The sequence below is a fragment of the Streptomyces humi genome (assembly GCF_001005085.2).
In the GTDB taxonomy this organism is placed as follows: Bacteria; Actinomycetota; Actinomycetes; order Streptomycetales; family Streptomycetaceae; genus Streptomyces; species Streptomyces humi.
This window is the reverse complement of the sequence record NZ_LBMU02000079.1, coordinates 12,533-27,522: the sequence shown is the minus strand read 5'-3', so window position 1 is coordinate 27,522 and position 14,990 is coordinate 12,533. Positions and strand designations below refer to the sequence as shown.

The following is a 14,990-nucleotide window of genomic DNA, read 5'->3' as shown; positions in this document are numbered from 1 at the left end:
GGGTGCGTCGTGGCCGGTCGCGCGGTTCCACCCCCGGGCCTTCGGCCGGGGGACCCCAGCGCCCCATTCGGGGGCGTGCAACAAGCCGTCGGTTGAAGGAGGAACGCTGTTGGTGCCGCCGTCCGACCATGTCCTGTCGCCGATCACCGGGTGGACCCGTGCTCATTGGGAGGGCATGGCCGACCGCCTGCTGGACGGCCTGCTGCCGTACGCGTCACCCAAGTTCGCCCAGTACCGGCTGCCCGGTCGGGCCGGTCACTCCGGAGAATGGTCCGACGGCCTCGAAGGGTTCGCGCGGTCCTTCCTGCTCGCCGCCTTCCGCATCGCGGGCTCCGCGGGTGAGGTCGGCCCCGCGCTCGTCGAGCGGTACGCGGCCGGGCTCGCCGCCGGTACCGATCCCCGGCATCCCGAGCACTGGCCGCCCATCACCGACCGAGGGCAGCCCATGGTCGAGGCCGCCTCCGTCGCCGTGGCGCTGCACGAGTCCCGGGCGTGGCTGTGGGACCGCCTCCACGAGCGGGTGCGGGAGCAGGTCGTCGCCTGGCTGGCGGACTTCGTCGGGGCCGTCGTCAACGACTCCAACTGGCGGCTCTTCCAGGTCATCGTCGAGGAGTTCCTCGCCTCCGTCGGAGGCCCGCACCGCCGTGCCGAGATCGACGCCGGGCTGGCCCGGCTGGACGACTGGTACCGGGGTGGTGGCTGGTACACCGACGGCGAAGGTAAGAAGTTCGACTACTACAACGCCTGGGCGCTGCACCTGTATCCGGTGCTGTGGGCGCGGATCGCGGGGGAGCGGGCGGACCCGGCGGCCGTGGCCCGGCACCGCGCGCGGCTGCGCGAGTTCCTCGGCGTCCACCAGCACTTCTTCGGGACCGACGGGGCCCCGGTCCATCAGGGGCGCTCGCTCACGTACCGGTTCGCCGCCACCGCCCCGTTGTGGGCCGGCGCCCTCGCCGACGCCACCCCGCTGCCGCCCGGACGCACCAGGCGCCTCGCCTCGGGTGCCCTGAAGCACTTCGCCGAGCGCGGTGTGCCCGACGAACGGGGGCTGCTGAGCCTCGGCTGGTACCGGCCGTTCCTGCCGGTCACCCAGAGCTACTCGGGCCCCGCCTCCCCGTACTGGGCGAGCAAGGCCTTCCTCGGCCTGCTGCTGCCCGCCGGCCACCCCGTGTGGACGGCGCCCGAGGAGCCCGCCCCGCTCGACACGGCCGACGTGACCATGGCGCTGCCCGCACCGGGCTGGCTGCTGCACGGCACGGCCGCCGACGGGATCGTACGGCTCGTCAACCACGGCACCGACCGGCTGCCGCCCCCGCCCGCCGCCGCCGAGGACAGCCCGCACTACACGAAGTTCGCCTACTCCAGCGCCACCGCGCCGGGGACCCCGGCGGGCCCCGACAACCACGTCGCCCTGCTCGTAAACGACGGTCCCAGCCGGCGGGGGCGCATCCACCCGTCGTACGCGAAGGGGCGCGCCGCCGCTTCCTGGCAGGCGCCGGGCGGCTGCCGCATCGGCACGGCCAGCGTGGTGCACGGCCCCTGGGAGGTGCGGGTGCACCGGGTCCGGGCGCCCGCCGGTACGGTCGTACGGGCGGGCGGCTGGGCGGTCGCCGACGACGCGGTGCCACCGGCGGCGGAGTGCGGGTCCGGCTGGGCGCTGGCCCGGCGCGCGGACGGACTGACCACCGTCCTCGCCACCCTCCTCGGGCCGCCCGGCGGTACCTCGGCGGTCGAGCGGGCCCGCGGCCGCGACGCCTTCGGCGAACACTCCGCCACCCCGCTGCTCACCGTCCCCCATCCCGGCGGCACCCTGCTGCTCGCCACCCTCGTCGTCCTCACCGCGGATCCGGCCGTGCACGGGGACCCGCACGCCCTGCGCACCGGCACCCGGGTGACACCGACGGCCGACGGCGGGATGGGGATCTGCTTCCCCGACGGGACGGAATCGCGTCTGCCGCCCCTACCCTGAAAGGGGCCGGGGCTCGGAACGGGGGCGGGGCCGGATGCAGTTCATCGAGGTGACCGGGCTGGCGGGGGTGCGGTCCGCCGTCATACGGTTCCGGCGGCCGGACTCGGGGCTGGAGTTCCTGCTCTTCCCGATGATCCATTTGGGCGAGGCCGCGTTCTACCAGGAGGTCACGTCCCGGTTGCGCGCTCGCTGCGGCCTGGTGATCGCGGAGGGGGTGGGGGAGGGGTCCCCGGGCGCGGACGCGCTGGTTGCCTCGTACGCCCGGCTGGACCGGCACGAGCGGCTCGGACTGGTCGTGCAGGACATCGACTTCGACTCCCTCGGCGTACCGGTGGTCAACCCCGACATGAGCGGGGCGGAGTTCGAACGCGGCTTCCGGCGGCTGCCGTTGCAGGAGCGGGTGGTGCTGGCCGCGCTGGTGCCCGCGGTCGTGGCCGGCATGCGGATGTTCGGGACCCGCCGGTACCTGGCCCGGCACCTGACGACCGAGGACCTGTTGACGGAGGCCGAGGAGTCGGCACAGGGCACCCTCCCCGGTCTGGACGACCTGGTGGTCAGACGCAGGGACCGGCTGCTCGCCCGTGCCCTGACCGACGCCCACCGGGCCTGGGGCGAGCGCTCCGGCGCCTTCACCGTCGGGGTCGTCTACGGTGCCGAGCACATGCGGGCCGCCTCCCGCACCCTGACCGAGCTGGGCTACCACGCGGCGGACGCCGAATGGCTCACCGTCTTCCTGGTGGAGCCGCCGGCTACCGGATGACTTGAGAATCCTGCCGCACCTCCATTGACCTGAGCATGCCCGCGTCCCTAGCCTCCGTCTTCATACGTAGATGCTGTCTCTGTATGCAGGCGTCATTCACGGACATGTACGCAACGGACATGTACGCAACGGACATGTACGCGCGGACATGTACGTGACGCCCGGTTCGAAGGGGAACTGGCTTGCCTCTGGTCGTCGTAGGAATCAGCGTCCTCGTCCTGCTCCTCCTGATGACGAAGCTCCGGATGAACGGCTTCGTCGCCCTGCTGCTGGTCGCCGCGGGCGTGGCCGTCGTCCGGGGGATCCCGCTGGAGAAGATCCCGGACACCCTGTCGGACGGCATCGGCGGGCAGATCGGTGACACCATGCTCACCATCGGCCTCGGCGCCATGCTCGGCCGGGTGATGGGCGACTCCGGCGCGGCCCAGCGCATCGCCGGCCGGCTGCTCGCGGTCGCCGGACCGCGCGGGGTACAGATCGCCATGGTGGTCACGGCCATGATCATCGGCGTCACGATGTTCTACGAGGCCGCCTTCGTCATCATCGTGCCGGTCGCGTTCACCCTCGTCCGGGTCACCCGCTCCAACCTGCTCTGGGTCGGCCTGCCGATGTCCATCGCCCTGTCCACCATGCACAGCTTCCTGCCCCCGCACCCCGGGCCCACCGCGGTCGCCGCCACCTTCCACGCCTCGGCCGGACTCACCCTGTTCTACGGCCTGTTCATCGCCGTCCCGGTCGGCGCGCTGATCGCCCTGGTGTGGCCCCGGCTGCCGTTCGTCCGGGCGATGAACCCCGAGGTGCCCCACGGACTGGTGAGCGAGCGGGTCTTCGAGGACGACGAGATGCCCGGCACCGGCTGGTCGCTGGCGGTCGCCCTGCTCCCCGTCGTCCTGATCGCGGGAGCGGCGGTCACCGACCTCGCCACCTCCGCCGACACTCCCGCGATCCACCTGGTCGACTTCGTGGGCTCGGCGCCGGTCGCGCTGCTGCTCACCCTGCTCGTCGCCATGTGGGCCTTCGGGCCGCGGGTCGGGCGCGGCCTGGAGGAGGTCGCCCGGTCCTGTCGGGAGGCCGCGTCGGCGATGGCGATGATCCTGCTGGTGATCGGGGCCGGCGGGGCCTTCAAACAGGTGCTCGTCGACGGCGGGATCGCCGACTACATCAAGGACTTCACCGACGGCTGGTCCGTCTCGCCGATCCTCCTGGCCTGGCTGATCGCCGCGATCCTGCGGGTCGCCCTCGGCTCGGCGACCGTCGCCGTGGTCACCGCCTCCGGTGTGGTGCTGCCGATGCTCGCGGGCAGCGGGGTCCATCCTGAGCTCATGGTCCTCGCCGTCTCCTGCGGCTCGATCGCCTTCTCCCACGTCAACGACCCGGGCTTCTGGATGTTCAAGGAGTACTTCAACCTGTCCGTCCTGGACGCCGTCAAAGCCCGGACCACCTACACGACCGTGCTCGCGGTCCTCGGCCTGGGCGGGGTCCTCGCCATGGAACAGGTCCTCGACGCCGTCGGTGTGTGAATCCCTTTCCCAGTGAGGACGTTCCGTCATGAGCCAGCCCGTCGTCACCCGCTTCTCCGTGTACCCGGTGGCAGGCCGGGACTCCATGCTGCTCAACCTCTCCGGCGCCCACGCCCCGTACTTCACCCGCAACGTCCTGGTCGTCGAGGACTCCGAGGGACGGACCGGGCTCGGCGAGGTGCCGGGCGGGGAGGCCATCACGCGGACCCTGCGGGACGCGGAGCGGCTGGTCGTCGGCGCGCGACTGGGCGACTGGAAACGGGTGTTGCGAACCGTGGGGGAGGAGTTCGGCGGGCGGGACGCCGGCGGCCGCGGCGCGCAGACCTTCGACCTGCGGACCACCGTGCACGCCGTCACCGCCGTCGAGTCCGCCCTGCTCGACCTGCTCGGACAGCATCTGGAGGTGCCCGTCGCCGCCCTGCTCGGCGACGGCAGGCAGCGCGACTCGGTACGGGTCCTCGGCTACCTCTTCTACGTCGGCGACCCCGGCCGCACCGGCCTGGACTACCTCCGCGAGGCCGACTCGGAGGTGCCCTGGTACCGGATCCGCCGTGAGGAGGCCCTGACCCCGGAGGCGATCGTCCGCCAGGCGGAGGCGGCCCACGACCTCTACGGCTTCCGGGACTTCAAACTGAAGGGCGGGGTCCTGGCCGGCGCCGAGGAGGTCAAGGCCGTACAGGCGCTGAAGCAGCGCTTCCCCGAGGCCCGGATCACCCTCGACCCCAACGGTGCCTGGTCCCTGCGCGAGGCCGTCGAGCTGTGCCGGCCGCTGCTCGGCACCCTCGCCTACGCCGAGGACCCCTGCGGGGCCGAGGACGGCTACTCGGGGCGCGAGATCCTCGCCGAGTTCCGCCGGGCCACCGGGCTGCCCACCGCGACCAACATGATCGCCACCGACTGGCGGCAGCTCACCCACGCCCTCGCGCTCCAGTCGGTGTCGATCCCGCTCGCGGACCCGCACTTCTGGACCCTGCGGGGCTCGGTGCGGGTGGCGCAGCTCTGCCACGAAATGGGGCTGACCTGGGGCTGCCACTCCAACAACCACTTCGACATCTCGCTCGCGATGATGGCCCACTGCGGTGCCGCGGCCCCCGGCGAGTACAACGCCCTGGACACCCACTGGATCTGGCAGGAGGGCCGGGAGCGGCTCACGGCCGAGCCGCCGCGGATCGTCGGCGGCGAGGTCGCCGTCACCGACGCCCCCGGGCTCGGCATCCGCCTCGACACGGACCGTCTGCTCGCGGCCCACGCCCTCCACCAGGAGAAGAACCTCGGCGCGGGCCGGGACGACGCGACCGGGATGCGGTACCTGGTGGAGGACTGGACCTTCGACCCCAAACGCCCCTGCCTGGTGCGGTGAGCCGTCGGGGGGCTGCGCGGTGAGGCGTCAGGGGCTGCGCGGTGAGGCGTCAAGGGCTGCGCGGTGTGCCCTCAGGGCGCTGCGGGGTGTGCTCTCAGGCGCTGTGTGGTGTGCTCTCAGGCGCTGTGGCGTGAGCCGCTGTGGCGTGAGCCAACAGAGGCCGCGCGCGGTGGGCTGTCAGGCGCTCCGCACGGCCGAGGGCTGCTCGTCCGTGCGCGGCTCGGCCCCCGCCGCCCTGAGCGTGGGCTGCCGCCGGGGCGTGCGCAGCAGGACCACCGCGACCAGGGCCGCCAGCAGCGTGAGGCTGCCCGCCGTGATCAGGCACAGCCGCATGCCGTCCAGGAAGGAGTCGCCGAGCGCCCCCATGGCCTGCCCGGTCTGCGCGCCCAGGTCCAGTCCGGCGACCGCGCCGAGACCGTCCGTCTGCGCGACGGACACGATCCGGTCCTGGACCGCGCCGCCCACCCCCGCGTCGGCGAGGTGACCGGGCAGCGCGTCGACCGCCCGGGTGGTGAGCAGGGCACCCAGGACGGCCGGTCCGAGGGCGCCGCCGACCTGCCGGAAGGCGTTGTTGCCCGCGGCCGCCATGCCGGCCAGGTGGTACGGCACGGAGGCCACCGCGGTCGCCGTCATCGGCGTCATCACCAGACCCATGCCGAGACCCAGCAGGGCGAGCCGCCAGGCGGCGGAGCCGAAGGAGGTGTCGGCCGCCAGGCCGATCAGCGCGAACTGGGCGGCGGCGACCATCAGCAGACCACCGGTGATCATCCAGCGTGCGGAGACCCGGTGCATCAGCCGCCCGGCCGGTCCGCCGACGAGCAGGGCCGACCCGGTGACCATCAGCAGCCGCCAGCAGGCTTGCAGGGTGTCCAGCCGCTGCACCATGCCGAAGTAGAGGCTGAGCACGAAGAAGAACCCGATCAGCGCCAGGAAGCTGGTCATCGCCACGAGCGTGGTGGCCGTGAACGCGGGACTGCGGAACAGGCTCAGGTCCAGCATCGGGCTGTCACTGCGCCGCTCCGCCAGCACGAACGCGACCCCGGCGACCACGGCGGTGAACAGCGCCACCATCACCTTGACGTCGGTGAACGAGCTGGCGCCGCCCTCGATCACGCCGTACACCAGCGCGGTGATCGCGAGGGTGGCGGTGATCTGTCCGGGCCAGTCCAGCCGGCGCCCGTGCGGAGCGCGCGAGTCGGACAGCTGCCGGGCCGCGATCGCGACCGAGAGCAGCGCGACGGGGACCGACGGCAGGTAGATCCAGCGCCAGGAGAAGTGCGCGACGACCACACCGGCGACGACCGGACCGACCGCCAGGGCCGCCATCAGGCAGGTGGCCCATATGCCGATGAACTTCCCGCGCTCCCGGTGGTCCGGCACCGCATGGCTGATCAGCGCCAGCGTGGTCGGCAGCAACGCCGCCGCACCGAGCCCGGCCAGCGCCTGCCCGGCCCAGACGACCTCGACGGAGTGCGCGCACAGGGCGGTGACCGCGCCCGCGGCCGAGAACAGCAGACCGGCCTGGAAGACCTTCTTGCGCCCGTGCACGTCCCCGAACACACCGGCGGTCAGGATGAACGCGGCCATCGGCAGCACGAACGCGTCCTGCACCCACGACAGCTGGGCCGTCGAGGCGTCCAGTGCCGCTTGCAGGGCGGGCAGGCTCACGGCGACGGTGGTGACCGGCAGATAGGCGACGAAGACGCCCAGGCAGGCCATCACGATCGTGGCCGTCCGCCGCTCGACCGGCCCGCTCGCCGGTGTCGTGAGATTCACGGGGACACTCCTTCGCGGCGCACGGCACCGCGCTCGTAGGCCGCCCGGCATCCCCGGCGGCCTGCTGTCGTCCGGGCCTCCGAGGGGAAACCCGCCGCCACAGCATCCGGCCCGAGGCCGCACAACCGCCAACCACACCCCCGTCACCCTGCAAAAGCCTCCATCGTCTCGCTTCTCCATGGCAGACTTCCGCCATGCTCGACACCGTGGACAAGAAGATCCTCCGCGCCCTTCAGTGCGCGCCTCGGCTGCCCTTCCGCCGGATCGGCGAGGTGGCCGGCGTCTCCGAGCAGACCGCGGCCCGCCGCTACCAGGCGCTGCGGCGAGCCGGCACGCTACGGGTCCTGGGCCTGGTCAACCCGCGGGTGTACGGCACCGCGGAGTGGGCCACCCGCATCCGCTGCCGCCCTGACCTGGTCCGCCCGCTCGCCGACAGCCTCGCCCGGCGTCCCGACATCGCCTACGCCCACCTGGCCTCGGGCGGTTCGGAGATCTTCTGCGTCATCAGGGCACCGCTCGACATGCAGCGCGACGACGTCCTGCTGCGGCAGCTGCCGCGGGCCGCGGCGGTCCTGGACATCACCGTCGATCTGCTCATCCACTCCTACGGCACTCCGGGCAGCAGTGAGTGGACGGGCTACGGCGACAGCCTCGGCCCCGAGCAGGTCCGGCAGCTCACCGCGGAACGGCCGGCACCCGCCCCCGGGCCCCCGCCGCCCCCGGCCGAGGAGGACACCCCGCTGCTCGACGCCCTCGCCGAGGACGGCCGCACCACCCAGACCCGGCTCGCCGAACTCACGGGCTGGTCGCCGGCCCGGGTGGCCCGGCGCTTGGAGGCGCTGGAGAGTTCGGGCACCCTCACCTACGACGTCGAGCTGCTCCCCGAACGGCTCGGCCACCATCTCAACGCCACCGTCTGGCTGCGGGTCGCCCCCGCCCGGCTGGAGCGGGTCGGCGAGGAGATCGCCCGCCACGAGGAGGTCGCGTTCGTCGGGGCCATCAGCGGCGAGCACAACCTGATGGTGATCGTCATCGCCCGGGACGCCGAGGACTTCTACCGCTATCTGACCACGAGCATCGCCGCCATCCCGGGCATCGACGGCTACAGCGTCAGCATCCGGGTCCGCCGCCTCAAACAGGCCGCCTCCCTCATCTCCCAGGGCCGCCTGGTACCACCGCCGGGCTAAGGGCCTGTCTGACCATTCCCGTCGTCCGCCCGAAGGGCGGGCGTCGCGGAGCAGACGGGAACTGTCAGACAGGCCCTTAGGCACCGATCACGCCGGTCGGGGTCTGGTAGAGCACGCTAACCTTCTCGGATGGCCGCCGATGATCCGCTGACCGCTCAGGAAGAACGCCTCTGGCGCGCGCTGATGCGGGTCATCGTCGCGCTGCCGCGCTCGCTGGACGACGACCTGCTGCGGTCCGCCGGGCTGACCCTCACCGAGTACGTCGTCCTGATGAACCTCTCCGAGGCCGACAACCAGGAACTGCGGATGACGGACCTCGCCTCGGCCACCGCGCTGTCGGCGAGCCGCATCACCCGTGTCGTCGAGGCGCTCCAGGGCCGCGGCCAGGTCGCCAAGCGCCGCTACGAGGGCGACGCCCGCGGCAATGTCGCCAAGCTGACCCCCGAGGGGCTGAAGCGGCTCCAGGACACCTACCCCGTGCATCTGGCGAGTGCCCGCAAGCGGGTCATCGACCTTCTGGACGGACGCTCGGTACCGGCCATGGCGCGCCAGTTCGAAGCGGTCGTCGAGACCCTCGACTGAGCCCCGCGGGCGGGCACGGGACCGCTCGCCGGCGCCCGGCCACCGGTGCGGAGGCGCCGCTCAGGCCGTGGCCAGCGGCTTGACGAGGGGTGCGGGCCGGGCCGGGTGGAGTTGCCTGGTGATCTCCGTCAGGTCGGCGACGAACATGCCCGCGAGTTCGGCGGTGAACCCGGTGCGTACGACCAGACGCAGCACGGAGACGTCCTGGCAGGGGGCGGGGAAGGCGTAGGCGGGCAGGTGCCAGCCGCGTGCCCGCATGGCGTGGGACACGTCGAAGACCGTGAAGCCCTGGGTGCCGGGCGCCAGTCGGAAGGCGAAGGCCGGCAGTTCGGAGCCGTCCGTGACGAGTTCGTAGGGGGGAATGGAGCGGATGCGGGTGGCCAGCGCACGGGCCGTCGTACGGCTCTGGGTGGCCAGCTTCCGCAGTCCCTCGAAGCCGTAGCGCAGGAAGCTGTAGTACTGCGCCACGACATGGGCGCCCGGGCGGGAGAAGTTGAGGGTGAAGCTGGGGTTGCTGCCGCCGAGGTAGTCGACCTCGAAGACCAGGTCGTCGGGGAGTGCGTCGGCGTCGCGCCACAGGGCCCAGCCGAGGCCGGGGAAGACGTGCCCGTACTTGTGCCCCGAGGTGTTGATGGAGGCGACGCGTTCGAGCTGGAAGTCCCACATCAGGCCCGGGTCGAGGAAGGGGGCCACCATCGCGCCGGACGCGCCGTCGACGTGCACGGGGATGTCGGTGCCGGTGGCCGCCTGGTAGCCGTCCAGGGCCAGGCAGATGTCGGCGACGGGTTCGTAGGAGCCGTCGAAGGTGGAGCCGAGGACGGTGACGACACCGATGGTGTTGTCGTCGCAGTAGGCGGTGAGGGTGTCGGGCGTGAGGTGGTAGCGGCCCGGCTCCATCGGGACGTAACGCGGCTCGACCTCGAAGTAGTTGGCGAACTTCTTCCAGCACACCTGGACGTTCGCGCCCATCACCAGGTTCGGGCGCGCGGTGTCCTTGCCCTGGCCGCGGCGGCGCTCCTGCCAGCGGCGCTTGAGCGCGAGCCCGCCGAGCATGGCCGCCTCGCTGGAGCCGGTGGTGGAGCAGCCGCGGACCCGCTCCGGATGCGGGGCGTGCCAGAGCCTGGCGAGCATCCGCACACAGCGCTCCTCCATGGCGGTGATCTGCGGGTACTCGGCGCGGTCCGCGAGGTTCTTCGCCGCGGTCTCGGTCATCAACTGCCGTGCCTGCGGCTCCATCCAGGTCGTCACGAAGGTGGCGAGGTTGAGCCGGGGATTGCCGTCGAGCATCAGCTCGTCGCGCACCCGCCGCAGCACCAGGTCGGGCGAGGCCGCCGACTCGGGCAGCTCGTCGACGGGCGAGAGGAGGTCGGCGGCGGAAGCGCTCAGGGTGTCGAACTCGGTCGCGGTCAGGACGTCGGTATTCGGGAGGACGTCGGTGTTCGGGATGGGCATGCGTGCCTCGGTGCTTTCTGGTTCGTGTGGCCCCCGTGCACTCCGACGCTAGATCGCCGCGCGGTCCGACATGTCTGCCGATTACACCGATCCAGCGATCGGTTTGCGCACTGATGAACTGAATTTTCCCTCGCGCATACTGGGTCCGGGCGGAGGTGCGAAGGAGATGGTTCCCTGGGCGACGGCACAGAGGGTCTCGGTGCCGTCGGCGTCCACCGACACCAGGTCGCAGCGGCAGACGGCCAGCGCCCGGCCGGCCCGCACCACCCGGGCCCGGGCGCGCAGGAACGCGCCGTCCGCCGGACGCACGAAGTCGACGGTGAACCCGGCGGTGAGAGGCCGGTCGCCGGGCCGGGTGCCGGCGGCGAACGCCATCGCGTTCTCCGCCACGTAGGCCAGCACCCCGCCGTGCACGTACCCGTACTGCTGCCGCAGCTCCGCGCGGTTGTCCAGTTCCAGCGTGGCCTCGCCGTCGCCGAAGGCCGTCAGCCGGGTACCCAGGAGGACACTGAAGGGCTGGGCAGCCAGCACCTTCCGGGCGAAGGTCAGATCGGGCGTGTCGTTCACTCTCGTCACCCCACACCGAGTCTCGATTCACTAGTGAAGTGACAATGGCGTCCAGCCGCCGAGTCTGTCAAGATTCCGCCCATGCCCGAGCCCGACCAGCGCCTTTTCTTCCTCCTGCAACGCGCCGCCCACCAGCTGCGCACGACCGCCGACCGGCGCCTGCTCGCCACCGTCGGGATCACCACGGCCCAGCTCGGCGCCCTGCTGGCGATCGACGAGGAGCCCGGCATCACCCAGCAGCGGCTGGCCCAGGTCCTCCAGCAACGCGAGTCAGGCGTCACCGCGCTGGTCCGGCGGCTCACGGACGCCGGCCTCGTCACCCGGCGCAGGCACCCGAGCGAACACCGCGCGGTCGTCCTCGAACTGACCCGGCCCGGGGCCGCCGCGCTGGAGTCGGCCCGCCCGGAGATCGACGGTTTCAACGCCGGACTGCGGGCCCTGCTCGGCGCCGACGGCTTCGCCGACACGGCCGCGGCCCTGCACCGCCTGGCTCACTGGGAACCCTGACCGGTCCGCCCCCGGCGCGATCTGCGGGCCTCCAGCAGCAACGGCAGCACGGAGAGTACGACGATCGCGCCGACCAGCGGCAGCAGGTAGTCGTCGACGTGGGAGACCGAGGAACCCAGCGCGTACCCGGCGAGGACGAAGCTCTGGGACCACAGGATGCCGCCGACGCTCTGCCAGAGGGTGAACGGCCGCACCGGCACCCCGAGCGCCCCGGCCGCCGGGTGCAGCACGGAGCGCAGCATCGGCACGAAACGGCCGATCACCAGCGCCTTTCCGTATCCGTAGCGGGCCAGCAGCCGTTCCGCGCGGGCCGCGCCCTCGCGCACCCGGGGCCGGGAGGTGCGGGCGAGCAGCGGCCGTCCGCCGTGCCGCCCGATGAGATAGCCGACCTGCCCGCCCGCCACGGCGCCGACGGCCGCGCACACCAGCACCTGCCACAGCTCCAGCCGGGGCGGCCGGTCCGCGGTCGCCGCGCACAGCACACCGGCCGGGAACAGCAGCGTGTCGCCCGGCAGGAAGAACCCGACGACCAGCAGGGCCGACTCGGCGAAGATCACCGCCAGCACGCCGAGGGCCCCGAAGGCAGCCAGCAGCGAGGCGCTGTCCGTCGGATTGACGGCGATCACCACACTCGCCTCCCCGCCCTGCTCGCCCACCGTCTCCTTCCCACAAGTGTCCCGTGAAGCCCTTCCGGAACACTCCTTCGACACCACGCTCCGCGCCCGGGCCGTCCGACGGCGTTGTCGCCGCCGGGTCGCGGGTGCCCTACCAGGTGAGGGCGGAGGACGCGTCGCTCTGCCAGTAGGTGACGCGCAGGGTGCTGTCGATGTGGACGCCCTTGGCCGGCAGCGCGACCTTGGTGCCCGTGCCGGGGAAGTCGAGGTCACGGTTCTGGAAGTAGATCCGCAGCGTCTTCGCCGTGTAGCCGCCCTCGCCGCTGCCGTCGGCGCTGGAGAGGGTCACGCCCGCGTAGCCGGACTTCCCGGGAGCGAGGGTGACGACGGCCTGCGGCTGCGACTCGTCGATCACCGGGGGCACGGCCTGGGCGTCGGTGAACTGAAGGGCCGGGTAGCCGTACAGGTCGCAGGCCTTGGTGCCGGTGTTGGTGACGGTCAGGAGCAGGTGGTTCAGCGGACGGGTCACGGTCCGGGCCGTCACCTTGGTGTTGGCGCCGGTGCACGTGACCGGCGCCGCCGCCTTCTCGGCGACCGCCTTGGCGACGGCCGGCCGCGGGGCGGCGTGGCCGGAACCGCCCGCCGCCAGCGAGAGCGCGGCGGCCGCGGCGAGCGTGGCGGTGACAAGACCCGTACGGCGGCGGGTGGTGGTGTGAACGGACATGCGGGATTCCCCCTGCGAGAGAGATCTGGAGAGCGCGCCACTGGTCGAGGTGGATCGCGCCGTCGGACGACCACACCATCGGCCGGGATCCGTCCCGGCCGCCACCCCGCCACGCGATCACGGGACACTGGAACGTTCGCACCCACCCTGACCTGCACGAACGACATGTCCCTGGAACGGCCGGACGGGACGGCTCGTCAAGTCGCCCCCTGCGTACGGCAGATGAGCTGCCCGAGTACGATCATCACAAGTTCGGTCTGTACCTTTCGCCGGCGCGACGGAGTTGCCATGACGACCAGCCCACAGCCGTCCGTGTCGGTCGACACCAGCAGGGCGCACCCCGCCCGGGTCTACGACTGGCTGCTCGGCGGCAAGGACAACTACCCGGTGGACGAGGCCGTCGGCGAGAAGCTGCCGCCCCAGGCACGCGACGCCGCCCGCCAGAACCGTCAGTTCATGCACCGGGCGGCGGCCTGGCTCGCCACGCAGGGCATCGACCAGTTCCTGGACATCGGCACCGGCATTCCCACCGAGCCGAACCTCCACCAGATCGTGCAGAACGTCGTACCGTCGGCCAAGGTCGTCTACACCGACAACGATCCGATAGTCCTGCGGCACGCCGAGGCCTTGCTGATCAGCAGGCCCGAGGGGGCGACGGACTACATCCAGGCCGACGTGCGCGACCCGCGAGCGATCGTCGAACACGCCCGGCACGTCCTGGACTTCGACCGGCCCGTCGCCCTGTCGCTGATCGCGCTGATGCACTTCATCACCGACGAGCAGGACGCCCACGGAATCGTCCGGGCGCTGGCCGGCACCCTGCCGCCGGGCAGCCATCTGATCCTGTCGCACGCCGCGTCCGACCTCTACCCGGAACTCGTCGAACGGGTCGTCGCCGAGTACGCGAAGGGCGGCATCCGGCTCGCCTTCCGCACCCGCCCGGAAGTGGCGCGGTTCTTCGACGGCATGAGCCTCGTGGAGCCCGGCCTGGTGACGGCGACGGAGTGGTTCGCCTCCGCCCCGGACACCGAACCGGAGGGCAGCGGCATCTACGCGGGAGTGGCCCGCATCCGCTGACACCGCCCGGCCCGGCACCTCCGCCACGCGTACCGCTTCGTTCGCCGCTGTCAACGGAGCCGTCACCCGATCGGATTGCTGTCGGACGGAGAATCCTGTGGGGTGCCTGAGAGGCGTACGGTCGCTGGATCGCCGCTGTTCGAGGGCGGACGGCAGAGGAACGGGAGGGGACCGGACCATGGCGATCAGTTCTGGCGAGGAATGGCAGGCGCGGGCGAAGTGCCGTACCGCCGACCCTGAGGAGTTGTTCGTCGAAGGGGCCGCGCAGAACCGGGCGAAGGCCGTCTGCACGGGGTGTCCCGTGCGCACCGAGTGCCTCGCGTACGCCCTCGACCACCGTGTCGAGCACGGAATCTGGGGCGGGATGACCGAGCGTGCCCGACGCGGTCTGCTGCGCCGCCGGCCGACGGTGACGTCCTGGCGGGCCCTGCTGGAGACCGCTCGCACCGAACACGAACGGCCCGCCGCCGGCGGCCACCTCCCGGGACAGGCCTGCTGAACGGGCGGCCCAGCGGGGACGCGGCCCCCGTAGGGGAGAGGGCGCCGACGGCGTCGTAGGGCACGGGACACCACACCGGCCCACCCGACTGCCGCCCGTGGCCGCGGCGTTCACCCCTGCCCGGGCCGGCACTGAGGCGGGTCATCAGGAGAGCGCCGCCGGTGCGCAGTCCGCCCTGTCGGCCGCGCTGCCGCGCCCGCGTGCCGTGTCACCGCCGGCCCGGCGTCCCAAGTGCGTCCCAAAGCGGGCGGATCGTCCCTGGTGGCCGCGGCGACGGCGTCCCAGTCTCCCGCGCCCGGCGGAACTCCTCCTCGGACGGCACCGCCGTCGATAGCGTCTGCGCCGCTCGTTCCAGAGCGCCCCGGCAGCACGCCGAAGACCGCGGACCACCAAGGA

Annotated in this window: 14 protein-coding genes; 9 read left to right on the top strand and 5 right to left on the bottom strand. The window is 72.3% G+C overall.

Annotation, left to right across the window (positions count from 1 at the left end; genetic code table 11):
* The first annotated feature begins 175 nt into the window (after positions 1-175).
* The 4 genes from AAW13_RS31370 to AAW13_RS31355 all read left to right on the top strand — a co-directional run bounded on the left by AAW13_RS31370 (position 176) and on the right by AAW13_RS31355 (position 5,609).
* On the top strand, positions 176-1,969 hold the full coding sequence (locus tag AAW13_RS31370; protein WP_079179048.1) for a DUF2264 domain-containing protein: 1,794 nt from the start codon (positions 176-178) through the stop codon (positions 1,967-1,969).
* A gap of 34 nt (positions 1,970-2,003) precedes the next feature.
* Positions 2,004-2,729, top strand: a complete 726-nt coding sequence (locus AAW13_RS31365; RefSeq protein WP_046729946.1) for a hypothetical protein — start codon at positions 2,004-2,006, stop codon at positions 2,727-2,729.
* A 182-nt stretch (positions 2,730-2,911) separates the two neighbouring features.
* A complete protein-coding gene (locus AAW13_RS31360) occupies positions 2,912-4,249 on the top strand; it encodes a gluconate:H+ symporter (protein ID WP_046729945.1) in 1,338 nt (445 codons plus the stop codon).
* A gap of 28 nt (positions 4,250-4,277) precedes the next feature.
* Entirely contained in the window at positions 4,278-5,609 is a 1,332-nt protein-coding gene (locus AAW13_RS31355) for an enolase C-terminal domain-like protein (RefSeq protein WP_046729944.1), read from the top strand.
* Between the two features lie 177 nt (positions 5,610-5,786).
* Here the strand turns inward: AAW13_RS31355 and AAW13_RS31350 are convergent, their stop codons facing one another.
* Entirely contained in the window at positions 5,787-7,385 is a 1,599-nt protein-coding gene (locus AAW13_RS31350) for an MFS transporter (protein ID WP_240528791.1), read from the bottom strand.
* 194 nt (positions 7,386-7,579) lie between these two features.
* Between AAW13_RS31350 and AAW13_RS31345 the strand changes: the two genes are divergently transcribed.
* Together AAW13_RS31345 and AAW13_RS31340 are read left to right on the top strand one after the other, a co-directional pair.
* Positions 7,580-8,572, top strand: a complete 993-nt coding sequence (locus AAW13_RS31345; RefSeq protein WP_046729943.1) for an Lrp/AsnC family transcriptional regulator — start codon at positions 7,580-7,582, stop codon at positions 8,570-8,572.
* A gap of 129 nt (positions 8,573-8,701) precedes the next feature.
* The gene (locus tag AAW13_RS31340) at positions 8,702-9,154 is read left to right on the top strand and encodes a MarR family winged helix-turn-helix transcriptional regulator (protein WP_046729942.1); all 453 of its coding nucleotides are present in this window, start codon (positions 8,702-8,704) and stop codon (positions 9,152-9,154) included.
* Between the two features lie 60 nt (positions 9,155-9,214).
* On the opposite strand, the gene gad is transcribed toward AAW13_RS31340, so the two are convergent.
* Positions 9,215-10,606: a glutamate decarboxylase gene (gene gad / locus AAW13_RS31335; protein ID WP_046729941.1), complete on the bottom strand. Its 1,392-nt coding sequence runs from the start codon at positions 10,604-10,606 to the stop codon at positions 9,215-9,217.
* Positions 10,607-10,687: 81 nt separating this feature from the next.
* Positions 10,688-11,173 (bottom strand): PaaI family thioesterase, encoded by a 486-nt coding sequence (locus AAW13_RS31330; RefSeq protein ID WP_046729940.1) that lies wholly within the window; start codon positions 11,171-11,173, stop codon positions 10,688-10,690.
* Positions 11,174-11,254: 81 nt separating this feature from the next.
* Here AAW13_RS31330 and AAW13_RS31325 point away from each other — a divergent pair, with 81 nt between their 5' ends.
* Positions 11,255-11,680, top strand: a complete 426-nt coding sequence (locus AAW13_RS31325; protein ID WP_046729939.1) for a MarR family winged helix-turn-helix transcriptional regulator — start codon at positions 11,255-11,257, stop codon at positions 11,678-11,680.
* Here the strand turns inward: AAW13_RS31325 and AAW13_RS31320 are convergent.
* Positions 11,665-12,306, bottom strand: coding sequence for a DedA family protein (locus AAW13_RS31320; protein ID WP_046730064.1), 642 nt, complete (start codon positions 12,304-12,306; stop codon positions 11,665-11,667). The genes AAW13_RS31325 and AAW13_RS31320 overlap by 16 nt on opposite strands.
* 139 nt (positions 12,307-12,445) lie before the next feature.
* On the bottom strand, positions 12,446-13,018 hold the full coding sequence (locus tag AAW13_RS31315; protein WP_046729938.1) for a DUF4232 domain-containing protein: 573 nt from the start codon (positions 13,016-13,018) through the stop codon (positions 12,446-12,448).
* Between the two features lie 288 nt (positions 13,019-13,306).
* Between AAW13_RS31315 and AAW13_RS31310 the strand changes: the two genes are divergently transcribed.
* Complete coding sequence (locus tag AAW13_RS31310; protein WP_046729937.1) at positions 13,307-14,095, top strand: SAM-dependent methyltransferase; 789 nt, start codon at positions 13,307-13,309, stop codon at positions 14,093-14,095.
* 178 nt (positions 14,096-14,273) lie between these two features.
* On the top strand, positions 14,274-14,594 hold the full coding sequence (locus AAW13_RS31305) for a WhiB family transcriptional regulator (RefSeq protein ID WP_046729936.1): 321 nt from the start codon (positions 14,274-14,276) through the stop codon (positions 14,592-14,594).
* Positions 14,595-14,990 lie beyond the last annotated feature (396 nt).